The sequence below is a fragment of the Pseudomonas sp. CFII68 genome, assembly GCF_000416195.1.
Taxonomy (GTDB): domain Bacteria; phylum Pseudomonadota; class Gammaproteobacteria; order Pseudomonadales; family Pseudomonadaceae; genus Aquipseudomonas; species Aquipseudomonas kilonensis.
This window is the reverse complement of record NZ_ATLN01000095.1, coordinates 216,193-240,514: the sequence shown is the minus strand read 5'-3', so window position 1 is coordinate 240,514 and position 24,322 is coordinate 216,193. Positions and strand designations below refer to the sequence as shown.

General features: G+C 61.5%; 24 protein-coding genes. 9 read left to right on the top strand and 15 right to left on the bottom strand.

Annotation, left to right across the window (positions count from 1 at the left end; all coding sequences use genetic code 11):
• Window positions 1-174 precede the first annotated feature (174 nt).
• The 6 genes from msrQ to CFII68_RS10235 form a co-directional block, all read right to left on the bottom strand.
• Window positions 175-795, bottom strand: coding sequence for a protein-methionine-sulfoxide reductase heme-binding subunit MsrQ (msrQ, locus tag CFII68_RS10210; RefSeq protein ID WP_018609367.1), 621 nt, complete (start codon window positions 793-795; stop codon window positions 175-177).
• Entirely contained in the window at window positions 795-1,808 is a 1,014-nt protein-coding gene (gene msrP / locus CFII68_RS10215) for a protein-methionine-sulfoxide reductase catalytic subunit MsrP (protein WP_018609365.1), read from the bottom strand. Before msrP ends, msrQ begins: the two co-directional genes overlap by 1 nt.
• Before the next feature lie 75 nt (window positions 1,809-1,883).
• Window positions 1,884-2,729, bottom strand: a complete 846-nt coding sequence (gene pssA, locus CFII68_RS10220) for a CDP-diacylglycerol--serine O-phosphatidyltransferase (RefSeq protein WP_014340224.1) — start codon at window positions 2,727-2,729, stop codon at window positions 1,884-1,886.
• A gap of 144 nt (window positions 2,730-2,873) precedes the next feature.
• Window positions 2,874-3,890, bottom strand: a complete 1,017-nt coding sequence (ilvC, locus tag CFII68_RS10225; RefSeq protein ID WP_018609362.1) for a ketol-acid reductoisomerase — start codon at window positions 3,888-3,890, stop codon at window positions 2,874-2,876.
• A gap of 45 nt (window positions 3,891-3,935) precedes the next feature.
• The gene (gene ilvN, locus CFII68_RS10230; protein WP_018609360.1) at window positions 3,936-4,427 is read right to left on the bottom strand and encodes an acetolactate synthase small subunit; all 492 of its coding nucleotides are present in this window, start codon (window positions 4,425-4,427) and stop codon (window positions 3,936-3,938) included.
• 2 nt (window positions 4,428-4,429) lie between these two features.
• The gene (locus CFII68_RS10235) at window positions 4,430-6,154 is read right to left on the bottom strand and encodes an acetolactate synthase 3 large subunit (RefSeq protein WP_024618734.1); all 1,725 of its coding nucleotides are present in this window, start codon (window positions 6,152-6,154) and stop codon (window positions 4,430-4,432) included.
• 402 nt (window positions 6,155-6,556) lie between these two features.
• Here CFII68_RS10235 and CFII68_RS10240 point away from each other — a divergent pair, with 402 nt between their 5' ends.
• Complete coding sequence (locus CFII68_RS10240; protein ID WP_024618735.1) at window positions 6,557-6,979, top strand: DUF4124 domain-containing protein; 423 nt, start codon at window positions 6,557-6,559, stop codon at window positions 6,977-6,979.
• A 6-nt stretch (window positions 6,980-6,985) separates the two neighbouring features.
• On the opposite strand, the gene CFII68_RS10245 is transcribed toward CFII68_RS10240, so the two are convergent.
• From CFII68_RS10245 to mrcB, 3 genes are read right to left on the bottom strand one after another with little or no spacing between them, the layout of a single operon-like run.
• Window positions 6,986-7,321, bottom strand: coding sequence for a YqcC family protein (locus CFII68_RS10245; protein ID WP_018609355.1), 336 nt, complete (start codon window positions 7,319-7,321; stop codon window positions 6,986-6,988).
• On the bottom strand, window positions 7,321-8,040 hold the full coding sequence (locus CFII68_RS10250) for a M48 family metallopeptidase (protein WP_018609353.1): 720 nt from the start codon (window positions 8,038-8,040) through the stop codon (window positions 7,321-7,323). The genes CFII68_RS10245 and CFII68_RS10250 overlap by 1 nt, the downstream gene beginning before the upstream one ends.
• A 16-nt stretch (window positions 8,041-8,056) precedes the next feature.
• Window positions 8,057-10,375 carry a penicillin-binding protein 1B gene (gene mrcB, locus CFII68_RS10255; RefSeq protein WP_018609352.1) on the bottom strand — a complete coding sequence of 773 codons (2,319 nt, stop codon included), beginning with the start codon at window positions 10,373-10,375 and terminating at the stop codon, window positions 8,057-8,059.
• 119 nt (window positions 10,376-10,494) lie between these two features.
• Between mrcB and CFII68_RS10260 the strand changes: the two genes are divergently transcribed.
• The 3 genes from CFII68_RS10260 to CFII68_RS10270 all read left to right on the top strand — a co-directional run bounded on the left by CFII68_RS10260 (window position 10,495) and on the right by CFII68_RS10270 (window position 12,974).
• Window positions 10,495-12,051, top strand: a complete 1,557-nt coding sequence (locus tag CFII68_RS10260; protein ID WP_018609350.1) for a bifunctional aminoglycoside phosphotransferase/ATP-binding protein — start codon at window positions 10,495-10,497, stop codon at window positions 12,049-12,051.
• An 88-nt stretch (window positions 12,052-12,139) separates the two neighbouring features.
• Window positions 12,140-12,481 (top strand): pentapeptide repeat-containing protein, encoded by a 342-nt coding sequence (locus CFII68_RS10265; RefSeq protein ID WP_018609348.1) that lies wholly within the window; start codon window positions 12,140-12,142, stop codon window positions 12,479-12,481.
• Between the two features lie 220 nt (window positions 12,482-12,701).
• The gene (locus CFII68_RS10270; protein WP_018609346.1) at window positions 12,702-12,974 is read left to right on the top strand and encodes a TfoX/Sxy family protein; all 273 of its coding nucleotides are present in this window, start codon (window positions 12,702-12,704) and stop codon (window positions 12,972-12,974) included.
• A 221-nt stretch (window positions 12,975-13,195) separates the two neighbouring features.
• Here CFII68_RS10270 and CFII68_RS10275 read toward each other — a convergent pair whose 3' ends face one another.
• From CFII68_RS10275 to CFII68_RS10290, 4 genes are read right to left on the bottom strand one after another with little or no spacing between them, the layout of a single operon-like run.
• Complete coding sequence (locus CFII68_RS10275; RefSeq protein WP_018609344.1) at window positions 13,196-14,050, bottom strand: ChaN family lipoprotein; 855 nt, start codon at window positions 14,048-14,050, stop codon at window positions 13,196-13,198.
• 16 nt (window positions 14,051-14,066) lie between these two features.
• Window positions 14,067-14,834, bottom strand: coding sequence for a heme ABC transporter ATP-binding protein (locus CFII68_RS10280; protein WP_018609342.1), 768 nt, complete (start codon window positions 14,832-14,834; stop codon window positions 14,067-14,069).
• Window positions 14,834-15,817 carry an iron ABC transporter permease gene (locus tag CFII68_RS10285; protein WP_177325050.1) on the bottom strand — a complete coding sequence of 328 codons (984 nt, stop codon included), beginning with the start codon at window positions 15,815-15,817 and terminating at the stop codon, window positions 14,834-14,836. Before CFII68_RS10285 ends, CFII68_RS10280 begins: the two co-directional genes overlap by 1 nt.
• Before the next feature lie 50 nt (window positions 15,818-15,867).
• The gene (locus tag CFII68_RS10290) at window positions 15,868-16,746 is read right to left on the bottom strand and encodes a hemin ABC transporter substrate-binding protein (RefSeq protein WP_018609339.1); all 879 of its coding nucleotides are present in this window, start codon (window positions 16,744-16,746) and stop codon (window positions 15,868-15,870) included.
• Window positions 16,747-17,000: 254 nt separating this feature from the next.
• On the opposite strand from CFII68_RS10290, the gene CFII68_RS10295 reads away from it, so the two are divergent.
• Complete coding sequence (locus CFII68_RS10295; protein ID WP_018609337.1) at window positions 17,001-17,318, top strand: Rieske (2Fe-2S) protein; 318 nt, start codon at window positions 17,001-17,003, stop codon at window positions 17,316-17,318.
• Here CFII68_RS10295 and sfsA read toward each other — a convergent pair.
• Both sfsA and CFII68_RS10305 read right to left on the bottom strand, forming a co-directional pair.
• Window positions 17,274-18,020, bottom strand: a complete 747-nt coding sequence (gene sfsA, locus CFII68_RS10300; RefSeq protein WP_018609334.1) for a DNA/RNA nuclease SfsA — start codon at window positions 18,018-18,020, stop codon at window positions 17,274-17,276. The two genes, CFII68_RS10295 and sfsA, sit on opposite strands and share 45 nt — an antisense overlap.
• Window positions 18,020-19,192 carry a pyridoxal phosphate-dependent aminotransferase gene (locus CFII68_RS10305; RefSeq protein WP_018609332.1) on the bottom strand — a complete coding sequence of 391 codons (1,173 nt, stop codon included), beginning with the start codon at window positions 19,190-19,192 and terminating at the stop codon, window positions 18,020-18,022. The genes sfsA and CFII68_RS10305 overlap by 1 nt, the downstream gene beginning before the upstream one ends.
• Window positions 19,193-19,543: 351 nt before the next feature.
• On the opposite strand from CFII68_RS10305, the gene dksA reads away from it, so the two are divergent.
• From dksA to CFII68_RS10325, 4 genes are all read left to right on the top strand, one after another.
• The gene (gene dksA / locus CFII68_RS10310; protein ID WP_018609331.1) at window positions 19,544-19,987 is read left to right on the top strand and encodes an RNA polymerase-binding protein DksA; all 444 of its coding nucleotides are present in this window, start codon (window positions 19,544-19,546) and stop codon (window positions 19,985-19,987) included.
• A 232-nt stretch (window positions 19,988-20,219) separates the two neighbouring features.
• On the top strand, window positions 20,220-21,110 hold the full coding sequence (gluQRS, locus tag CFII68_RS10315) for a tRNA glutamyl-Q(34) synthetase GluQRS (protein WP_018609329.1): 891 nt from the start codon (window positions 20,220-20,222) through the stop codon (window positions 21,108-21,110).
• A gap of 78 nt (window positions 21,111-21,188) precedes the next feature.
• The gene (locus CFII68_RS27525; protein ID WP_003176118.1) at window positions 21,189-21,365 is read left to right on the top strand and encodes a hypothetical protein; all 177 of its coding nucleotides are present in this window, start codon (window positions 21,189-21,191) and stop codon (window positions 21,363-21,365) included.
• Entirely contained in the window at window positions 21,349-24,303 is a 2,955-nt protein-coding gene (locus tag CFII68_RS10325) for a sensor histidine kinase (RefSeq protein WP_024618745.1), read from the top strand. Before CFII68_RS27525 ends, CFII68_RS10325 begins: the two co-directional genes overlap by 17 nt.
• Window positions 24,304-24,322 lie beyond the last annotated feature (19 nt).

Sequence of the window (24,322 nt, the reverse complement as noted above, 5' to 3'; positions counted from 1 at the left end):
ATCGCCGATAGAGCCAAACAACACCGCTCTACCTGCTCCTTCCGGGCTTCGATAACCTGGAGCCCAACACCTTCGAAACTTACTTAACTCATTGAATCTCAAGGAGTTTTCCGTTTCGACTGCGCCGGAAGTGGGGCGAATTATAGACTTCCAGAATCTGCCGTCAACCCCTAATTACGCTTTTGTTGCAGAAGGGACTTTCCTACCCAGCAAACGCGGGATCCGGCGCATAACCGGCGGGACCCTCAACATCAACAGTACGGCACCTATAAAGGCGTATATCGACCACTCTTTCAGATCTGCCCGCACGATCCACAGCATATGGAGCAGTCCAAGCCCCAGGATCAGATAAACCAGCCGATGCAATTTCTTCCAGCGCACGCCAAGCCGCCGCTGACTGTAGCGATTGGAGGTGACCGCCAGCGCCAGCAGGCCGAGAAACCCAAGCGCCCCAACAATAATGTAAGGCCGCTTGCTCAACTCGACACCCAGCTGCGACCAGTCGAACCCCAATATGAACGCCGCATACCCACTCAAATGCAGCACCACATAAGTAAAGCACCACAACCCCAACTGCCGTCTGACCGCAACCCACCCCGCCCATCCCGTCAGCTTTTGCAGCGGCGTCATGCTCAAGGTGATCAACAACAGGATCAACGTGCCCAACCCGAGCCGATCCACCAGCACCTTGCCCGGGTCAGGACCCAGCGAGTTCATCAAGGCCTCATAAAGCCAGAACAAAGGCCAGACCGCCGCCGCGATGAAGACGCCGACTCGCCAGACTGGAAAACGCATCAGTAGTCCTTCCTCAGGTCCATCCCTGCATATAAAGAAGCGACTTCATCCTGATAGCCGTTGAACATCAACGTATCGCGAACATTGGGGCTGAACAGCCCGCTCGGCAAACGACGTTCACGCGCCTGGGTCCAGCGCGGGTGATCGACCGTTGGATTGACGTTGGCATAAAAACCGTATTCGTCAGACGCAATGCTTTGCCAAGTCGTCTTCGGCTGCTCGCTCACCAAACTGATACGTACGATGGATTTCACACTTTTGAAACCGTACTTCCATGGGACCACCAACCGCAGCGGCGCGCCGTTCTGGTTCGGCAACTCCCGTCCGTACATCCCAACCGCCAGGATGGCCAACGGGTTCATGGCCTCGTCCAATCGCAAGCCTTCGACATATGGCCAATCGATCAAGGCGAAACCGGAACGCTGCCCCGGCATGACCTTGGGATCCTGCAGGGTTTCGAAGCGGATGTACTTGGCCCTGGACGTCGGTTCGACCTGCTTTAGCAATGCGGAGATGGGGAAGCCGATCCACGGAATGACCATCGACCAGGCCTCGACACAGCGCAATCGATAAATACGCTCTTCCAGTTGATAAGGCTTCATGAAGTCTTCCACCCCGTAGCGTCCCGGCTTGCCCACCTCCCCGTCCACGACCACGCTCCAGGGCTCGGTCTTCAACGATCCAGCATTGGCTGCCGGGTCTCCCTTATCGGTTCCGAACTCATAGAAGTTGTTGTAATGGGTTGCGTCCTTGAACGGCGTGATGGGCTCATTCTTGACCGTGACCGCGCCCCATTGGACCGAAGGCAGTTTCTCGGCAAACCAGGACGGCGCCTTGCCGGGCTCGACATCGGCATAACGCGCCGCATCGGCAGCACTGGCCCATCGTGGCAAGCTGCTCACGGCCAGACCCGCCATGGTTGCACCGAGCATCTGACGACGGGATAGATAAAGGGATTCGGGCGTGACGTCCGATTCACGGCAGTCGGACGACTTGGGGATCTTGATCAGCATGACAACTCCGCAGTATTGGAGGGCAGGTACACCAATAGACTGCGGAGTATGGGGGAAATTACATTAAGGCAACGTTTAGCGTCGGCGAAGACGCAACAAGTATTGCACCGGTCCGGAGGCGGCATAACCCAGGAACACCAACAACAGAATACGTGGCGGATCACTGAACACCACCGCGAATACCAGCACCACTGCCAGAATTGCCACGAACGGCACGCGCCCCTTCAGATCCAGCTCCTTGAAGCTGTTGTACTTGATGTTGCTGACCATCAGCATCCCGGCCGCCGCAACCAGCAGCGCCACCAGAAACGACATTTTTGAACCCTGGATGCCGTAATCGCTGAATGCCCAGACAACACCTGCCACGACACCCGCCGCGGCCGGACTGGCCAGGCCGATGAAGTAACGCTTGTCAGCCTTGCCGACCTGGGTGTTGAAACGAGCCAGGCGCAACGCCGCACCCGCCACATAGACAAAGGCAACCATCCAGCCGACCTTGCCCATGTCCCCCAGCGCCCAACCGAACGCCAGTAAGGCAGGCGCTACGCCGAAGGCGACCATGTCGGACAGCGAATCGTATTCGGCGCCGAACGCGCTCTGGGTATTGGTCATGCGGGCCACGCGCCCGTCCAGGCCATCGAGCACCATGGCGACGAAGATCGCAATGGCGGCGAACGCGAAGTAACGGCTCGCCCCTGCGCTATCGCCAGCGCTCAAGGCAGCCTGGGCACTCATGGAGCTGATGATGGAATAGAAACCGGCGAACAGGTTCGCGGTGGTGAACAGATTCGGCAGCAGATAGATGCCACGATGCCGGACCTTACGGCCTTCTGCGTCATGGCCTTCTTCGACGTGCTCATCGATGGGCAACAGGCTTTCGGCGTCAGGAGCCTGGTTTGGCTCGTCGGGACGTTCGCTCATGGACAATACCTTGCAACGGTGTGAAAAAATTCGACAGATGTCTGGGACGACGGTTCTACCGCAAACGATGCAGCTTTATACCAGAAGCCACCGCCCAAACGAAAAAACGCGGCCAAGGCCGCGTTTTTCGATCAAGTTCGCGACTTAGTTCTTGGCTTTGTCGACGATCTTGTTGGCACCGATCCACGGCATCATCGAGCGCAGTTGCTCGCCGATGATTTCGATACCGTGGGCGGCGTTGTTGCGACGCTTGGCGGTCATCGAAGGATAGCCGGTAGCGCCTTCGCTGATGAACATCTTGGCGTATTCGCCGTCCTGGATACGTTTCAGGGCGTTGCGCATGGCCTGGCGGGATTCGGCGTTGATGACTTCCGGACCGGTCACGTACTCGCCGTACTCGGCGTTGTTGGAGATCGAGTAGTTCATGTTGGCGATACCGCCTTCGTACATGAGGTCAACGATCAGCTTCAGTTCGTGCAGGCATTCGAAGTAGGCCATTTCTGGCGCGTAGCCAGCTTCAACCAGGGTTTCGAAACCGGCCTTGACCAGCTCGACGGTACCGCCACACAGAACGGCTTGCTCGCCGAACAGGTCGGTTTCGGTTTCGTCCTTGAAGGTGGTTTCGATGATGCCGGTACGACCGCCACCCACGCCAGCAGCGTAGGACAAGGCCACGTTCTTGGCGTTGCCGGACGCATCCTGGTAGATCGCGATCAGGTCAGGGATACCGCCGCCTTTCACGAACTCGGAACGCACGGTGTGACCCGGAGCCTTCGGCGCGATCATGATCACGTCGAGGTCGGCACGTGGCACAACCTGGTTGTAGTGGATCGCGAAGCCGTGGGAGAAGGCCAGGGTGGCGCCTTCCTTGATGTTCGGTTCGATTTCGTTCTTGTACAGCGCCGATTGGAACTCGTCCGGGGTCAGGATCATGACCAGGTCAGCGGCAGCAACGGCAGAAGCCACGTCGGTCACTTTCAGGCCATGGGCCTCGGCCTTGGCAACGGTGGCCGAGCCTTTACGCAGGCCGACAGTCACGTCAACGCCGGAATCTTTCAGGTTGCACGCTTGGGCGTGACCTTGGGAGCCGTAGCCGATGATGGCGACTTTCTTGCTCTGGATGATCGACAGGTCGCAGTCTTTATCGTAGAAAACTTTCATGAATTTCCCCTATATCCGGCCGTTCAGGCCATTCGCTAATTTGGTTTAGATGCTCAGTACTTTGTCGCCACGGGCAATCCCGGTGACACCACTGCGTACGGTTTCCAGAATCGAGGCAGTGCCGATCGATTGAATGAAGCTGTCGAGCTTGTCGCTGGTACCGGTCAACTGAACGGTATAGACGCTGGCGCTGACATCGACGATCTGCCCACGAAAAATATCGGTAGTGCGTTTGATCTCGGCGCGCTGGGCGCCGGTGGCCTTGACCTTGACCAGCATCAGTTCACGCTCGATGTGAGCGCTTTCCGACAGGTCCACCAGCTTGACCACCTCGATCAGCTTGTTCAGGTTCTTGGTGATCTGCTCGATGATTTCATCGTGCCCTACGGTGGTCAGCGTCAGACGCGACAGGGTCGGGTCTTCGGTTGGCGCCACGGTCAGGCTTTCGATGTTGTAGTTGCGCTGCGAGAACAGGCCCACAACACGAGACAGCGCACCCGGTTCGTTTTCCAGAAGCAGGGAAATAATATGTCGCATGATTAGGTACGCTCCGTCTTGCTCAGCCACATATCGCGCATGGAGCCGTCTTTGATCTGCATCGGGTAGACGTGCTCGCTGGTGTCGACCGCAATATCGATCACCACCAGGCGATCCTTCATGGCGAACGCTTCCTCCATCTTCGACTTCAAATCCTTCGATTCGGTGATGCGCACGCCAACGTGACCGTAGGCCTCTGCCAGCTTGACGAAATCAGGCAACGATTCCATGTACGAGTGCGAGTGACGACTGCCGTAGCTCATGTCCTGCCACTGGCGAACCATCCCCAACACGCCGTTGTTCAGGATCACGATCTTCACCGGCAAACCGTATTGCAGGCAGGTGGACAGTTCCTGGATGTTCATCTGGATGCTGCCTTCGCCCGTGACGCAGGCGACATCAGTCTCTGGGAAGCTCAACTTGATGCCCATGGCCGCCGGGAAACCGAAGCCCATGGTGCCCAGGCCGCCGGAGTTGATCCAGCGATTGGGTTTGTCGAACTTGTAGTACTGCGCAGCGAACATCTGGTGCTGGCCCACGTCGGAGGTCACAAAGGCATCGCCCTTGGTCACTTCGCACAGGGTTTCGATCACGGTCTGCGGCTTGATCACACTGCCGTCACCCTTGTCATAAGGGAACAAGCCGCGATCGCCGCGCCATTCATCAACCTGCTTCCACCAACTGGCCACGGACTCCTTGTTGGGAACCTCGCCGATTTCCTTGAGAATGGCGACCATTTCAGTCAGCACGCTCTCTACAGGACCGACAATCGGCACGTCTGCCTTGATGGTCTTGGAGATGGACGCCGGGTCGATGTCGATGTGGATGATCTTGGCGTTCGGGCAGAACTTCGCCGGACCATTGATGACGCGATCGTCGAAACGTGCGCCGACCGCCAGGATCACATCGGCGTGGTGCATCGCCAGGTTCGCGGTGTAGCTGCCGTGCATGCCGAGCATACCGATGAACTGACGGTCGGTGCCCGGGAACGCGCCCAGGCCCATCAGCGTATTGGTGACCGGCAGGTTGAGCATTTTCGCCAGTTCGGTCAGCGGCGCGGAGCCACCGCCGAGGATCACGCCGCCACCGGAGTACAACACCGGACGCTTGGCCGCCAGGAGCATTTCGGCTGCCTTGCGGATTTGCCCGGAGTGGCCGCGTACGGCCGGGCTGTAGGAACGCAGCTTGGCTTTTTTCGGGAAGATGTATTCGAACTTCTCGGCCGGGTTGGTCATGTCTTTCGGGACATCGACCACGACCGGGCCCGGACGACCGGATTCAGCCAGGTAGAAGGCCTTCTTCATGACTTCAGGGATTTCCGACGCGTGCTTGATCATGAAGCTGTGCTTCACGATCGGCCGGGAGATACCGATCATGTCGGTTTCCTGGAACGCATCGGTGCCCACCAGGGTGCTGGGCACCTGGCCGGAGATGATCACCATCGGAATGGAGTCCATGTACGCGGTGGCGATACCGGTGATGGCGTTCGTGGCGCCTGGACCGGAAGTCACCAGTACCACGCCGGCCTTGCCGGTGGCACGGGCATAGCCGTCAGCCATATGGGTGGCCGCCTGCTCGTGACGAACCAGGATGTGGGTCACTTCCGGTTCTTTGAACAGGGCATCATAGACATGAAGAAGAGCACCACCGGGGTACCCGTAGATATATTTGACGCCTTCGTCACGCAAAAAGCGGACGAGCATCTCACCGCCAGATAAAAGCTCCACGTTGTTCACCTCTAAAACGCCAGAATACCGACCCACAAAAAAGGGGACGGGTCTTAATAGGTTTACTTCTCGGCAGAGCATGAGCGACGGTGGTCGCCGACTACGTCAGCACTGACTGAGCAAGTATTGGGATCGTCCCAAGTGTTGCGGGCCTTTCCCACCCAGCGCGAGGTAACGCGTTGCGGGTGTAACAGGTCGGCGCGGATGTGCGCCTCATGATCTGCCGAGTGGGTCTGCTTCTGGCAGTCCCTCTACAGCGGACTTTGGATTCTTCTGTTTCGCCTCCTTCAAGTCAAGTCGTCTATGTGCTTTATTCGAAGTAAGCGCATGAGAACGCAAGAAAAAACCTTTAAACGGCAACTGTGTTAGCTTCAATTGCGCAACCCATGACAAGGAAACAGCATGCGAATGATCTTCTTGACGGCCAGCCTGCTGGTTGGCCTGAGCCCGATGTGCATGGCCGGTCAGGTCTACAAATGGGTGGACGCCCAGGGCGTTACCCACTTCGGCGCCCAGCCGCCCGAAGGCACGGAAGCCACGACCGTGATCAAGTCCGCCCCGCCGCCCGCCAAACCGGCGGCACCGCCGTCTGGCGGAGTCATTGGCGACCAAAAGGCCATCGACCAACAGGTCAAGAAACAGATTGCCGAGCAGGAAGCCCAACTCAAGGCGTTCTGCGAACAGGCCCGGACCAACCTGGCGCAATTGCAGAACAATCCCAGGGTACGCGAAGACGTGGAGGGGGAAATGCGCCGCCTCACCGATGAGGAGCGGCGCCTGCGGATCGACGAGACCCGCAAGCAAATCGAGGAGAACTGTCAGTAACGTCGGTCAGCCGGCGTTACTGATCAACTGATCGAACTCTTTTAGCAGGACCTGCAACTGCCGGTCCTTGCCCTGCACATTGCGAGCAGCGAAGACCATTTCGGCCATTTCCTGAATCCCTGAGGCATTCGGCAACGGAAGATCCTGCTCGAGGATGGCTTTCATCCTGGGCAGGAAGATCCATTGCAGCCATTGCTCGAAGTCCAGGGTGTCGACCGCGAACGGCTCGACACTGGCCAGCGCCTGCGCCGAAGGCGACACATCGCTCCACCAGCCCTGGACCCGCAGCTCCCGCTCGATCAACAGCAACTGATCGGCGATCTGAGGAAAACGCGTATCCATCAGAGCGAAACCTTGGCCTTCTGACGGGCCAACGCCGCGCCAGCGGAATCGCCTTGTTTCTCACGAGCCTGGGCGATCAATTCCCACAGGCTGGCCTGAAGTGCCGGACGACCACTGGAGAATGTCAGGCCACGACGAGCCAGTTGTTCGGCTTGCGGCGCATCGCCCTGGGCCATGCGTACCTGGGCCAGGCGATAGAGCACCTGGGGTTCGCGTGGCGCCACACGCTGGGCGCGCTCCAGGCTGGAAGACGCACCGTTGAGGTCACCGCCGGCCTGTTGCTGTTGCGCCGTGGTCAGCAGAGCCAGCACCGGGCCGTCCAGTTGTTCATCGGCGGACAAGCCACCGGAACTTGCCGACGGGATGCTGCTCGGCGTCGAAGGCATGCTGTAGCTGCCCTGATTGATCGGCGAGGTTTCGATAGGCCCTGGCGTGATCGGACCCGGAGTGATCGGCGTGCTGCTGATCGGCGCCGAGGCCGTCGCGCCACCACCAGGCACCATCACGACGACACCGGTGTCGCCCTGCGGGATTGCCTGGACCTGGCCCTGCACCGGCCGCTTCACCGTCGTCTGACGGAAACCGCCGTTGGCCGAGACCCGCTCACTGTTGGAAACAGCAGTGCCGGAATCAACGACCGGAATCGAACCACGCTGTACGGTAGAGCAACCACTGAGCAAAGCCACGGCCGTTACCGCTGGAATCAACCACTTGTTCACTTGAAACCCTCTTTGCTTAATTCATCCAGTCCTTGACCCAATCCATCACCGATTCGGCGGGATTCGTGCCGCCACAGGCAGCACCGGGTGGTGGTTCGCTGCCGCGAATATACGGCATCTGCACGGCGCCCGGGCAATTGGCATCGGAGCCTTGCCCCGTGCGCGAATCAACCCACGCCTGGACGATGTTGTCCGGTTGCGGCATGTCCAGTGGCAACGGGTCGGCCTTGCGCATGAAACTGGTCCAGACCTGCAGCGCGCCGGTGGCACCGGTGAACGGGGTCTTGCCGTTGTCATCACGTCCGAGCCAGACCACCGCCAGCAGGTCCTGGCTGAAGCCGGCGAACCAGCTGTCGCGCGAGTCGTTACTGGTGCCGGTCTTGCCCGCCAGGGTCAGGGTCCGGGGCAGCACGTTATAGACCGAACTGCCGGTGCCTTCACGCATGACCCGCTGCATCGCGCTCTGGATCAGGTAAATGGAGGCCGGATCGAAACGCTGCTGGATCTGGAACGGATAACGCTTGAGCGGCTCGCCATCGGCGGTCAGCACGCTGCGGATGCCGCGCATTGGCGTGTTGAAACCGCCATTGGCCAGCGTCTGGTACATGGCCGCCACTTCGATCGGCGTTAGGCCACCGGCCCCCAGCAACATCGATGGGAACGCCGGGAATTCGCGACTCACCCCCAGGCGCGCTAGGGTCTTGAGGACGTTCGGCACGCCGACTTCCAGCCCGAGGCGAGCCGTCGACAGGTTGTAGGAATGCGCCAGCCCCTGGTAGAGGAACACCGTGCCGTGGGACCGACGATCATAGTTCTGCGGTTTCCAGACCTGCCCATCGGCGCCCTTGACCGAGAAGGTCTCGTCCGACAGCCAACTGGTCAGCGTGTATTGGCTCGGCTTTTCCAGGGCGGTGAGGTACACCGCCGGCTTGATCAGCGAGCCAATCGGGCGCACCGCATCCAGGGCCCGGTTGAAACCGGCGAAACTGGCCTGGCGGCTGCCGATCATGGCCTGGACTTCGCCGGTTTCCGGGTTGGTCACCACCATGGCCGCTTCAACTTCGTCAGCGCCCTTGCGCCCGCCCAGTCGCTTGAAGGTGTCCTCGACCGAGGCTTCGGCCTTCATCTGCAGGATTGGGTCGAAGCTGGTGAAAATGCGCAGGCCTTCTTCGGTCAAGTCTTCGTCGCGGTAGTCTTCGCGCAGTTGACGCTTGACCAGGTCCATGAAGCCAGGGAAGGAACTGTCCGCCAGGCTGCCACGCTTGGTCACGCCCAATGGCATCTTTTTTGCCGCCTCGACTTGCTCGGCCGTTGCCACACCTTGTTGTTGCAGCAAGTCGAGCACCAGGTTGCGCCGCTCGAGGGCACGCTCCGGATTACGACGCGGGTTGTAGGAAGACGGCCCCTTGACCATGCCCACCAGCAACGCCACCTGATGCAGCTTGAGCTCGGACAGCGGCTGGCTGAAAAAGAACTGGCTGGCAAGGCCGAAACCGTGCACCGCCCGTTGACCGTCCTGGCCGACGAACACCTCGTTGAGGTACGCCTCCAGGATCTCCGGCTTGTCGTAGTGCAGCTCCAGCAACAGCGCCATCATGGCTTCGGTGAGCTTGCGGGTCAGGCTGCGCTCGTTGGTCAGGTAGAAGTTCTTGACCAGCTGTTGGGTCAGGGTACTGCCGCCCTGGCGCATATGGCCCGAAGAGGTGTTGACCCAGATAGCCCGGGCAATCGACTTGGGCGAGACGCCGAAGTGATGGTAGAAGTCGCGGTCTTCGACGGCGATCAGCGTATCGAGCAGGAACGGCGGCACCTGGTCGATCTTGATCAGGATCCGGTCTTCGAGGTTCTTGGGGTACAGGCCACCAATGAGCAGCGGCTCAAGGCGCACCACCGACAGGCTCGCGTTGTTCGCGCCGGTCAGCGCAGCCACGTAGTCACCGGAAAAACGCACCCGCACCGGTTGCGCCTGTTCCATGCCTTCATAGAACTGGAAACCACGGGTATTGAGGTCGATGGTATTGCCATTGACCGAGGCCGCACCCGGACCATTGGTCACGCTTTCACGGCGATAACCCAAGGCATCGAGTTCGGTCAGGAAATCATCCTTGCTCAGCTTTTGCCCGACGAACAGCTCCAGCGGCCGGGCATAGACCTTGGCCGGAATGGTCCAGCGCTTGCCGGAGAACTTCTCCTGCACCACGGCATCGAGATAGACCGCAAAACCGGCGAGCACGACAAGGCCCACCAGGCTGAGTTTAAGGGCCCAGCCCAGCCAGGGCCGCAGGCGGCTGGCGGGTGGTTTCTTGGGGGTACGGGGGGATCGGGTACGAGTCATGGCGGCGGATTATACGCACTTTGCTGCGGTTCAACATGAGCCCGCCACGTGGTTTGCGTTAGCGCGGCTTGCGGCCATAATGACGGCCTTGAATTTTTCCAGTCTATGAAGGACCGCCCGTGAGCCAATCCCTGATCGCTGCCCTGCAAAACCCGGCCCTCTACCCGCATCCCGTCGAAGGGTTCCAGGTCATCGAGACCCACATTTCCTGGGTATTGCTCACCGGGCCATACGCCTACAAATTCAAAAAGCCGGTCAACTTCGGTTTCCTCGATTTCACCAGCCTCCAGGCGCGCCAGCATTTCTGCGGTGAAGAGTTGCGTCTGAACCAGCGCCTGACCCAGGACCTGTACCTGGACGTCCTGCCGATTACCGGCAGCGCCGAAGCGCCACAGTTGGGTGGCGACGGCCCGGCCATCGAATACGCCCTGAAGATGCGTCAGTTCCCGCAGAGCGAACTGCTCAGCACACTGCAAGCCAACGGCGAGCTGACCACCGCGCACATCGATGAGATGGCCGCGCAGATCGCCCAATTCCACCTCGCCACGCCCAAGGTGCCCGCCGAAAACGACGCTGGCACTGCGCAAAGCGTGATGGCACCGGTGCTGCAGAACTTCGAACAGATCCGCCCGTTCCTCAACGACAAGGCCGACCTGCTGCAACTCGAAGCACTGCAAGCCTGGGCCGAGAGCAGTTTCGAACGCCTCAAGCCGCTGTTCACCCAGCGCAAGGCCGAAGGTTTCATCCGCGAATGCCACGGTGATATCCACCTGGGCAACGCCACAGTGATCGACGGCAAGGTGGTGATTTTCGATTGCATCGAGTTCAACGAACCGTTCCGTTTCACCGACGTCTACGCCGACACCGCGTTCCTGGCGATGGACCTGGAAGACCGCGGCCTCAAGTCGCTGGCGCGGCGCTTCGTCAGCCAGTACCTGGAACTGACCGGCGACTACCAGGGCCTGGAGCTGCTGAACTTCTATAAAGCCTATCGCGCCCTCGTCCGGGCAAAAGTCGCGCTGTTCAGCATGCCGGCCGAAGCCGATCCGGTGCAGCGCGCCACCACCCTGCGCCAATACCGCAACTACGCCAACCTGGCCGAAAGCTACAGCACCATTCCTTCGCCTTTCCTGGCCATCACCCACGGTGTTTCGGCCGTTGGCAAAAGCCATGTCGCGATGCGCCTGGTCGAGGCACTGGGGGCCATTCGCCTGCGTTCGGACGTGGAGCGCAAGCGCCTGTTCGGCCAGCAACAGGTCCCCAACGACCCACAGGCCGGCATCTATAGCAGCGACGCCAGCAGCGCCACCTATACCCGCCTGCATGAAATCGCCGCAGCGATCCTGCGCGCCGGATTCCCGGTGGTGATCGATGCCACCTACCTCAAGCACGATCAGCGCGACGCCGCGGAAAAAGTCGCCGAGGCCACCGGTACTCCGTTCCTGATCCTTGACTGCAACGCGCCGCAAGCGGTCATCGAAAGCCGGCTGGCACAGCGCCAGGCCGACCAGCAAGACCCCTCCGATGCGAACCTGGCGGTCATCGCCGCACAACAGTCCAGCCGCGAAGCACTGACCCCGGCGGAAATTCTCTGCAGCAAACGGGTCCAAACCAACGAAAGCGGCACGCTCGACATCGTGGTCGCGCAGATCCGCCAGCGCCTGCCAGGCCTGTAACTATTTTTGGCCGTGAAGCGATGCCCGGCTTCACGGCCGCCAAATAGTGGCACTATACTGGCGTCATAAAACCAACAGGTGATATGAAATGAGCCTCCCCAAGCTTCTCAATACCCCGCTTTATGCCTTGCTGCGCAAAGACGATATCGCCGGGTTCAACAGCGAACGCCCACAAGGCCCGATCGACATGCGCGGCGGCGACTTTCGAGGCCTTGATCTGCGAGAACTGAACGCGGACGACGTTGACTTCAGCGACGCCTACTTCCGTTCCGCCGATTTGCGTGGCATCGATTTTCGCAAGTCGTCATTGGAAGGCGCGAGCCTGGCCCATGCGCAAATATCCGGCGCCTACTTCCCGCCCGAGTTGTCTGCGGACGAGATCCTGATGTCGATGAACTTCGGCACCCGCCTGCGCTACCGCAGCCGCTGACAGGTAAACCAGGTCGGCCAACGCGCCGACCTGCCACCACCGAACAGATCTCCAGCGCCCCCGCTTGCGCTGGAGAATACAGCCTTTTCCCACCTCATCGTGCGTAATGCATTAGAAGCTTTTGCGTCGAATCCGACCAAAGAATCACGCTTTTCCTACTGACCGCTACACTGCTCAGAAGCTTGCCCACTGCACCAGTCGGCCGTCGCAAGGAGGCTCGATGAATGATGAACTGCAACACCTGAAGAATCTGGGCAAGACATCAGCCCAGTGGCTGCACGCCGTGGGCATTCACAGTGCCTCGGATCTACGCCGGCTTGGCGCGGTGGACGCCTATCGCGCCGTGCGTACTCGGGGCTTCCGGGCCTCCAAGGTGTTGCTGTACGCCATCGAGGGCGCGTTGATGGATGTGCATTGGAATGACATCCCCGCCGAGCGCAAAGAAGCCCTGAATAAACAGCTGGACGCCATTTCGACGCGCCATAAGACCTGACGCCCCTTTCGTTTCCAGCGCGAACCCTGGCCGCGAGGTTATTTCGGCGAATCGCAAAACAATGTTTGACATGGTAATGAGAATCGCTATGATTACCACATCCAGTCGCGAGACTGGTCGATATTTGAACAGCCCTTGGTTCGGACTCTCAGATATCTCCTCATCAGGCTAATCACGGTTATTTGACCCGGCTTTTGCCGGGTCTTTTTTTGCCTGCAATATCACTTACCGACGTGTTCGCGCATCTGCGCACAATAATCCTGGGCCGGCATGGCCGGCGTGTACCACACGTAATCCGCCATGGCCGACGTCACCTCACTGCCCTCCTCGGCCAGCATCAGGACGATAGGCGCCTCGCTGGCACCGAGATCCAATGCATGCAGCGGCACACCAACATCCTTTCGCGCATGCCAGGCACCGGCGAACAACAGTGCCGGTGTCGGCGCTTGCAACAGGCGCTCGGCCATGCGCCGGTCACGCTGTTGCTGCACGGCCAGCATCGCCGGCATTTGCGACTCTGGCAGCAAACCGCAGTGGGATTCACGGATTTGCCCCAACAACGCGTCCTTCACCGTGGCTGCATTGGAGCGAGTGCCCATCAAGTTGGGAGCTTGTCGATAGAAACGTTGGATCTCGGCGGCGTCCAGATTGGCGGCCAGCAACGGATAGCGCTGCGCCAGGGCAAACTCGACGACAGGGCCATACAGGCTCCAATCCCAGCCGGGCGACCAGTCCAGCGCGTCGGGCAGGTCCTTCGGCAAGGCGGGTAGCTGGCGGACTGAATCAACGCGTGGCTGCTGGGCGGGGGTGAGCATTTCCAGCAACAGGCTGCCCTGGGCCCGCTGCCCGGCCAGGGCCTGGAGCAGCCATACCTGCAGTGCGTGGTGATCGCGATTGTCGTGCCGCTCTCCCACCACCACCCGAGGCGCCGTGGCCAAGCGCTCGACCAGGGCCTGGGGCGTCACGGCCTGGCCAGTGTGCAAATCACGGATTCGTCCGCCGAGTGGGGGCGGTGCGATGCTCTGACACGCCGTCAGTACACTCAATGCCAGAATCAGGAGCAGGCGCACGTCCATATCCTCCAGGGCGCCCTCAGCGGGCAATGATCAATGGATGCCCGCGCTCCGGATGGTCTTGCACCAGCACGTCCAAACCAAACACCGCCTTGAGCGGTTCCGGGCGCAGCACGTGCCGGGGCGTGTCCAGGGCCACCGGCCGACCGGAGGCGAGCAGCAACAGGCGATCACAGTAACGCGCCGCCAGGTTCAGGTCATGCAGGATCACCAGCACGGCAGCGCCGCGACTGGCGAATTCACGCACCGCCTGGAGGATGGTGTGCTGGTGCAGCGGATCGAGCATCGAGGTCGGCTCGTCCAGCAACAGGGTTTGCCCCGCTTCACCCGGCCACAATTGCGCCAACACTCGCGCCAGATGCACCCGCTGGCGTTCGCCGCCGGACAACGCCAGGTAACTGCGACCGTGCAGATGCGCGGCGTCAGCCGCTTGCAGCGCCGCGGCAACGATTTGCTCGTCGCGCGCTCGACCACTCTGGTGTGGCAGGCGCCCCATGCCGACGACTTCCTCGACACGGAAGGCAAAATCCAGGGTCGAGGACTGCGGCAAGACCGCCAGGCGCCGGGCGCGCTCAGCACCCTGCCACTGGGCCAGTGGCCGGTCATCGAGCCAGACCTGCCCCTGGGCCGGGCGCAACTCGCCGCACAGCCCGGCCAAAAGGGTACTTTTGCCCGCACCGTTGGGCCCGAGCACGCCGAGCACTTCGCCAGGGTTGAGCTCGAGATCGACGTCCGCCAGTACCGTCTTGCGGCCGCGGTGAATGTGCAGGTTCTGCGCTCGCAGCATCAGGCGCGCCCTCGCACCAATAGATAAAGGAAGAACGGCGCGCCGATGAAGGCCGTGACAATGCCGATCGGCAATTCCGCGGGGGCCAGTGCCAGGCGCGCCACCAGATCGGCGAACAACAGCAGGCTTGCACCCGCCAACACCGAAGCAGGCAACAACACCCGGTGGTCGGGGCCGGCCACCAGCCGCACCAGATGCGGCACCACCAGCCCGACGAAGCCGATCATGCCCGCCGCCGCCACCGCCGCGCCAACCCCCAAGGCGGTACAAAACACCAGCTCACGCTTGAGGCTTTCGACGTTAACGCCCAGGTGGGCAGCCTCGGATTCCCCCAGCAACAGCGCATTGAGTGCCCTGGCCCGGCGTGGCAGCCAGAGCGCCACGCCGGCGCTGACCAGCAACAGCGGCCACAAGCGCGCATAGCTGGCGCCGTTGAGACTGCCCAGGTTCCAGAAGGTCAGGGTGCGCAGGGTCGCGTCATCCGCCAGGTAGGTGAACAGGCCGACGGCCGAACCGGACAGTGCGGTCAGGGCAATACCGGCCAGGAGCATGGTCGCGACATGGGTCTGGCCGTTGCGGCGGCCGAGACGATAGACCAGCGCCGTCACGCCGAGCCCGCCCAGGAACGCACACAACGACAACACGTAGGGGCCGAAGGCTTCCGGCAACCCGCCCAGTGCCGAGCCACCAACAATGGCGAACGCGGCGCCCAGCGCCGCACCGCTGGACACGCCCACCAGCCCCGGGTCCGCCAGTGGGTTGCGAAACAGTCCCTGCATCGCCACACCGGACAACGCCAATACCCCGCCCACCGCCAACCCCAGCAAGGTACGCGGCAAACGGATCTGGCCGAGGATCAGTTCGGCCTGCTCCAGACCATCGGCAGCCACAGGTAAACCTAACAAGCGCAAGGCGGCGTGCAAGGTATCGAGCAGCGGCAGGCTCACCGGCCCCAGGGCCAGGGATAGCCAGGTCGCCAGCAGACACAGCAGGCTCAGGCCAATGAACAAGGTGCGAGGCTTGACCAACGAGGTCATGGCGCCGTGGCCGACTCAGCTGGATAGAAGCCCGCCGTCAGTGTCGCCAGGCTTTGTGGCAACCGCGGGCCCAACCCGCCCACCAGCAGCGTCGGGTCGAGCTCCATGACACGTCCATCCCTGGCGGCCCGGGTCGAGGAAAGAATCGGGTTTTCCCGGAACAGTGCGGCACGCGCTTCCCCACCGCTCAGGGCACGGTCGGCAAAGACCAGTACTTCGGGATTCAGGCTGGCCAGGCTTTCCACGGAAAAAGATTTATAGCCGCTGTGGGTCGCCAGGTTGTGACCGCCGGCCTGCTGTAACAGCCAATCAGCAGAAGTGCCCTTGCCTGCGACCAGTGGCTTGCCGCCGGAACTGCCCACCAACAGCAATACACCGGGGGCCTTTTGTTTGCGCTGGGCCTCTGTCACCCGGGCCTGTTGCTGGGTGAGTTGTTTTTGATAACGGTCGAACAACCGCGCCGCCTCGGCCTCGGCCCCCAGCAACTGTCCCAGGTGCCGCAGATTGCCCTGCAGGGCCGGCAGGTCTGGTGTGGCCGAGAACAATTCGACCTGCACACCGGCGCTGCGAATTTGCGCCAGCACGGGCGGTGGCCCCATTTCCTCGGTGCCGACCAGGATCTGCGGACGCAGGCTCAGCACGCCCTCCGCCGATAGCTGTCGCTGATAACCGATACTGGGCAAGGCCCGCAAGGATTCAGGATGCTGGCTGGTGGAGTCCACGCCCACCAGCTTCGACTCGCCCCCCAGCGAACTGACCCACTCCGACACGGCGCCACCGGCGCTGACCCAGCGTTGCGGCAACTCAGCAGCGCTGGCCCCCTGGTTGAGCAACAGTGCGACACAGAGCGCAACAACGCGGATGTTCAGGCGCATCGGGCAGCTTCCTCAAAGAAGTTTTTCACAGGACCGGTCCCGGCCAAGTATCCTCAGCCACCTGCGAAGGAGGCGCCATTTGATAATTGTTTTCATTTGACCGTCAAGCATAGACATCTGTGGCATGAACCTCTGTGGGAGCGAGCCTGCTCGCGATAGCGGTGTGTCAGTCACATTAAGGCTGGCTGATCCACCGCTATCGCGAGCAGGCTCGCTCCCACAGGGGACTTTTCAACACAAATATTGAGACACCCATGAAGTTTCTTTGTACCGCCGCCGAAGTGCCCGACAACGGCAGTCGCGGTTTCGACATCAATGGGCGCAAAGTACTGGCCGTGCGACGCGCCGGCCAGGTGTATGCCTATCTCAACCGCTGCCCGCACCGGGGCGTGCCGCTGGAATGGCAACCCGACCAGTTCCTCGACCCCAGCGCCAGCCTGATCCAGTGCGCCACCCACGGCGCGCTGTTTCTGATCGAGAGCGGTGAATGCGTGGCCGGCCCCTGCGCCGGTCAGTTCCTCGCTGCCTTAGACAGCCGGGAGGACGAGCAAGGCATCTGGGTCGAGCTCTAGCAACACCGGCAACGCACGGTCCACCCACATCTGCTCGGGCGTCAACGTAACCCCGTAGGCCAGCACCTCCACACCCGCCGCCACCGCATCACGCAGGGCTGCGGCGTACACCGGGTCGATTTCCTGTGCCGGGCGCACCGCTTCGATGCCGCTCAGGTTCACACAATACAGCTGCACCGCCCGCACACCTTCCCGGGCCAGGCAGGCGAGTTCCCTCAGGTGCTTGGCCCCGCGCTGGGTCACCGCATCGGGAAACGCCGCCACATTCGTGCCATCGAACCCCAGCGTGACGCTTTTGACTTCGACCCAGGCCGAGCCTTGTTCATAGTCCAGGCGAAAATCGATACGGCTGTTTTCCACACCGTAAGCCACTTCACGCTTGAGCCCGGTAAACCCGTTCAATTCGCTGATGACCCCAGCGCGCAAGGCCTCTTCGATCAACGCGTTGGCCCGCGCGGTATTGATGCAGGCGAGCCGTCCCTGAGGGGTTTCGCCGATTTCCCAGGTGCCGGGCAACTTGCGCTTGGGGTCGCTGGAGCGACTGAACCAGACACGCGCGCCCTCAGCCATGCAATTGAGCATCGAGCCGGTGTTGGGGCAATGAATGGTGAGCAACTCGCCGTGAACGGTCTCGATATCGGCAAGAAAACGCTTGTAACGTCGAATCAAGCGACCTTCTTCCAACGCAGGGGAAAAACGCATCAGCCTTGCCAGCTCCGTAGTCCGCGTTCGATTCGTGCCACCGCTTCCTGTAGTCGCGGCAGGCTCTGGGTGTAAGCAAAACGCACATGATGGCCGGCCTGATGACGGCCGAAATCCAGGCCCGGCGTGAAGGCCACGTGCTCGGTTTCCAGGAAGTGCTGGCAAAACGCAAAGGCATCGCCGCCGAACGCGCTGATATCGGCATAGAGGTAAAACGCCCCTTCCGGCTCCACCGCAATACCGAAGCCCAACCCACGCAAGGCCGGCAGTAGAAAGTCACGGCGCCGCGCGAACTCGGCCCGCCGCTGCTCGAAGATCTCGATGGTCGCGGGCTCGAAACAGGCCAGGGCGGCGTACTGGGCCATGCTCGGCGCGCTGATGTAGAGGTTCTGCGCGAGCTTTTCCAACTCGCCGACGGCCGCCGGAGGGGCCACCAGCCAGCCAAGTCGCCAGCCGGTCATGCCGAAATACTTGGAGAAACTGTTAAGGACAAAGGCATCGTCATCGACTTCCAGCACGCTGGCGGCGTCGGTGCCGTAGGTCAGGCCGTGATAGATCTCGTCCACCACCAGATGGCCGTTGTGGCCCTTGATGGCCTTGGACAACCCCGCCAGCTCGTCCCGGGTGAGAATCGTCCCGGTCGGGTTGGCCGGCGAGGCCACCAACGCACCGACGCTGTCCTGGTCCCAATGACGGTTCACCAGGTCCGGCGTCAATTGGTAACGCACCTCCGGCCCCACGGGCACCAATTGCGCCGCACCTTCGACCAGGCGCAGGAAATGACGGTTGCACGGATAACCGGGGTCGGCCAGCAGCCAATGCTTGCCTGGGTCCACCAGCAAAGCGCTGGCCAGCAGCAACGCGCCGGACCCGCCTGGGGTCACGAGGATGCGTCGGGGATCAATTTCCACCCCATAGCGTTGGCCGTAGAAACCAGCGATGGCCTCGCGCAGCTCGGGAATGCCACGGGCCGCGGTGTAATGGGTCTTGCCCGCCGCCAGCGCGGCCTGGCCGGCCTGGATGATCGGCTCGGCGGTGGTGAAGTCCGGTTCGCCGATCTCCAGGTGGATGACGTCATGCCCGGCGGCCTGCAGCTCGTTGGCACGGGCCAGCAGCGCCATCACATGGAAAGGTTCGATGGCGCGGCTGCGCGCACTGTAGGGCTGAGCCATTGGCCTTCCTTCAGGGGAAAAGAGAACCGATTCTACCCAACTCTCCCGCCAAGTCAGAAACAACTGCGCGAACACGCGCGAACCGCAAGCGGTCTGAGCCCGTGGATTGCTGGAAATGACTCCCGCGATTGGCCCAGGCTTGACTAGAATCAAGCATTGAGCAGGTTTACATCCTCACCGAAGCGAACCCCGTCACGTTTTACAGGCCCCGGCCGCCGCAGGCTCGACAACCGGGAGTAGCGCGGCCCGATTTGATCTGGTAAGTTCGCCCGCTTGCAGCCGCAGGGCCGGCAGGTGTCGGTGATGGAGCAATCCTGCGTAGTGGATTACAAGAGTAGAGGCGGTCCATTCATGCCCACCCAAGCAAAGCAAAATCAAAATCAGTCGCTCAGCGGGTTTGAGCCTTACGTCCCGCAAGCTGGCGAAGAGTACATGGGCGCCCCCATGCGCGCGCACTTCACCAAGATCCTGAACAAGTGGAAACAGGACTTGATGCAGGAAGTCGACCGCACCGTGGATCACATGAAAGACGACGCGGCCAACTTCCCCGACCCGGCCGACCGTGCGAGTCAGGAAGAAGAGTTCAGCCTCGAGCTGCGCGCCCGTGATCGCGAGCGCAAGCTCATCAAGAAAATCGACAAGACCCTGCAACTGATCGAAGACGAAGAATACGGTTGGTGCGAGTCCTGCGGCGTCGAGATCGGCGTCAAGCGACTGGAAGCCCGTCCGACCGCCGACATGTGTGTCGACTGCAAGACCCTGGCGGAAATCAAGGAAAAACAGGTCGGTAAATAATCGCCTGGGCTGTCACCGAAACGGAGCGTTCATACGCTCCGTTTTTTATTTGCGTTGTTTACCCAAGCCTAGTGAGCCCTTGTGGGAGCGGGCTTGCTCGCGAAGACGATGAATCATTCAACCTATGCTTTACCTGACACACCGCATTCGCGAGCAAGCCCGCTCCCACAGGGGAATATCGTGATCACAAGATGTATGCCTCTGCCCGCCCGGACCCAGTAACATTCGCCCTATGACTGCCACCGCCCCCTACATCGGCCGCTTCGCCCCCACCCCCAGCGGCCACTTGCACTTCGGCTCACTGGTCGCCGCACTGGCGTCGTACCTGGATGCCCGCGCCGTGGGCGGGCGTTGGTTGCTGCGCATGGAAGACCTTGACCCTCCGCGGGAAGAACCGGGCGCGCAAACGGCGATTCTCAAGGCACTGGAAAGCTACGGGTTCGAATGGGACGGCGAGATGATTCGCCAGAGCGAGCGCCATGACGCCTACGATCAGGTGATCAGCCGGCTGTTCAGCCAGGGCCTGGCCTACGCCTGCACCTGTTCGCGCAAACAACTGGAAGCGTACCAGGGCATTTATCCGGGGCTGTGCCGCAACGCCGGGCACAGCACCGAGGACGCCGCCATCCGCCTGCGCGTCCCCGAGCTTGAGTACCACTTCACCGACCGGGTCCAGGGCGAGTTCCGCCAGCACCTGGGCCGCGAGGTCGGCGACTTCGTGATCCGCCGCCGCGACGGGCTCTACGCCTATCAACTGGCCGTGGTCCTGGACGACGCCTGGCAAGGGGTGACCGATATCGTGCGCGGCGCCGACCTGCTGGACTCCACGCCACGCCAGCTCTACCTGCAAGAACTGCTTGGGTTGCCGCAACCGCGTTACCTGCACGTGCCGCTGATCACCCAGCCCGACGGGCACAAGCTCGGTAAATCCTACCGCTCACCGCCCCTGGCAGGCGATCAGGCCACGCCATTGTTGTTACGGGCGTTGCGCGCGCTGGGCCAGCAACCGGGCCTCGAACGGGTCGATGCCAGCCCACGGGAACTGCTGGCCTGGGGCATTCGCCACTGGGACGCGGGCAAGATCCCGCGCACACTGAGCCTGCCCGAAGCGCAAATACGTTGACGGCCCTTGCAGCTTGGCGCCCATCCGTTACCATCGCCGCACGTTTTTTGGGCACGCGCATAAATTAGAGAGGCCGGGATGTATATCTATCGCTTGGTCCTGCTCCTGGTAGTGGGGATTTATCTGTTCTCCCCGGCCATCATGGATTGGTGGATCGATGCCACGGGTGCCTGGTATCGGCCGTATCTGCTCTGGCTGATCCTGATTGTCGTGACCTTCATCCTGCAGAGCCAAAAAGATGCCGATGAGCTTTAGCCTGACCCAGATGATCCTGATCAGCGCCGCCTACCTGGCCGTGCTGTTCGGCGTAGCCTGGATCAGCGAACGAGGCATGATCCCCCGGGCGATCATCCGCCACCCGCTGACCTACACCCTGTCGCTGGGTGTCTATGCCAGCGCATGGGCGTTCTATGGCACCGTCGGGCTGGCCTACCAGTACGGCTATGGCTTCCTCTCCAGTTACCTGGGGGTGTCAGGGGCGTTCCTGCTGGCGCCGGTGTTGCTCTACCCGATCCTGAAAATCACCCGCACCTACCAACTGTCGTCGCTGGCCGACCTGTTCGCCTTTCGTTTTCGCAGCACCTGGGCCGGCGCACTGACCACGATTTTCATGCTGGTCGGGGTGTTGCCGCTGCTGGCCCTGCAGATCCAGGCCGTGGCCGACTCCATCAGCATCCTGACCCGCGAGCCGGTGCAGCACCGGGTGGCGTTGAGCTTCTGTGTGCTGATCATCCTGTTCACGATTTTCTTCGGCTCCCGGCACATTGCCACGCGGGAAAAGCACGAAGGCCTGGTGTTCGCCATCGCTTTTGAATCGGTGATCAAGCTGATCGCCATCGGCGGCGTCGGACTCTATGCCTTGTACGGCGTGTTCGATGGCCCGCAGCAGCTTGAGCTTTGGCTGTTGCAGAACCAGACCGCCCTCGCCGCCCTGCACACGCCTTTGCAGGAAGGCCCATGGCGCACGCTGTTGCTGGTGTTCTTCGCATCGGCCATCGTGATGCCGCACATGTACCACATGACCTTTACCGAAAACCTCAACCCGCGCTCGCTGGTGAGCGCCAGTTGGGGCCTGCCACTGTTCCTGCTGCTGATGAGCCTGGCGGTACCGTTGATCCTCTGGGCCGGCCTGAAGCTGGGCGCCAGTACCAATCCGGAATACTTCACCCTGGGTATCGGCATCGCCGCCAACAGCAAGGCCCTGGCGTTGCTGGCGTATGTCGGCGGCCTGTCGGCGGCCAGCGGCTTGATCATCGTCACCACGCTGGCATTGTCGGGCATGGCCCTCAACCACCTGGTGCTGCCGCTTTACCAGCCACCGGCCGAAGGCAATATCTACCGCTGGCTGAAATGGACACGGCGGGCGCTGATCGTCGCGATCATCATGGCCGGCTACGGTTTCTACCTGATGCTGGGTGAGGGACAGGACCTGGCCAACCTGGGCATCGTCGCCTTTGTCGCCACCCTGCAGTTCCTGCCCGGCGTGTTGTCGGTGCTGTATTGGCCGACCGCCAATCGCCGCGGCTTCATCGCCGGTCTGCTGGCAGGGATCCTGGTATGGCTGGTCGCGATGCTGTTGCCGCTGATGGGCAACCTGCAGGGCTTCTATATTCCGCTGCTGAACATGATCTACGTGCTCGACGACACCAGTTGGCATATGGCGGCCATCGCCTCCCTGGCCGCGAACGTGCTGATGTTCACCCTGATCTCGCTGTTCACCAACGCCAGCAGCGAAGAGGCCAGCGCCGCCGAAGCCTGTGCCGTGGACAACGTCCGCCGCCCGCAGCGCCGCGAACTGCACGCCGCCTCGCCCCAGGAATTCGCCACGCAACTGGCCAAGCCCCTGGGCGCCAAGGCCGCGCAAAAGGAAGTCGAACAGGCCCTGCGTGACCTTTACCTGCCTTTCGATGAGCGCCGTCCGTATGCCTTGCGACGCCTGCGGGACCGGATCGAGGCCAACCTGTCCGGCCTGATGGGCCCCAGCGTGGCCCAGGACATGGTCGAAACCTTTCTGCCCTACAAGGCCGGCGGCGAGAACTATGTCACCGAGGACATTCACTTCATCGAAAGCCGCCTCGAGGATTACCATTCGCGCCTCACCGGCCTTGCCGCCGAACTGGACGCCTTGCGCCGTTACCACCGCCAGACCTTGCAGGAACTGCCGATGGGCGTGTGCTCCCTGGCCAAGGATCAGGAAATCCTGATGTGGAACAAGGCCATGGAAGAACTCACCGGGATCGCGGCCCAGCGCGTGGTCGGTTCCCGCCTGAGCACCCTGGGCGAACCGTGGAAAGGCTTGCTGCAAGGTTTCATCGATCTGCCGGACGAGCACTTGCACAAACAGCACCTGGCCCTCGACGGCCAGACCCGTTGGCTGAACCTGCACAAGGCAGCGATCGACGAGCCGTTGGCACCGGGTAACAGCGGCCTGGTGCTGCTGGTCGAAGACCTGACCGATACCCAGATGCTCGAAGACAAGCTGGTCCACTCCGAACGACTGGCAAGCATCGGCCGGTTGGCCGCCGGGGTGGCCCATGAAATCGGCAACCCGATTACCGGCATTGCCTGCCTGGCGCAGAACCTGCGCGAAGAGCGTGAGGATGACGGCGAGCTGACGGAAATCAGCGGCCAGATCCTCGAACAGACCAAGCGCGTGTCACGCATCGTCCAGTCGCTGATGAGCTTCGCCCATGCCGGCGGCCACCAGCACAACGATGAGCCCGTCTGTCTGGCCGAAGTGGCCCAGGATGCCATTGGTCTGCTGGCGCTCAACCGGCGCAATTTCGAGGTGCAATTCTTCAACCTGTGCGATCCGGATCACTGGGTCGATGGCGACCCCCAGCGGCTCGCCCAGGTGTTGATCAACCTGCTATCCAACGCGCGGGACGCCTCACCGGCCGGCAGCGCGGTGCGGGTCAAGAGTGAAGCCTTCGAACACACGGTCGACCTGATCGTCGAAGACGAAGGCAGCGGTATCCCACAGAACATCATGGACCGATTGTTCGAACCTTTCTTCACCACCAAGGATCCTGGCGAAGGCACCGGTCTGGGCCTCGCACTGGTCTATTCCATCGTTGAAGAGCATTATGGACAAATCACCATCGACAGCCCGGCCGATGTACAAAGCCAACGCGGCACCCGTATCCGGGTGACCTTGCCGCGTCATGTCGAAGCGACGTCCGCTGTGAACTGAGACCGTCGAGAGAATCGAA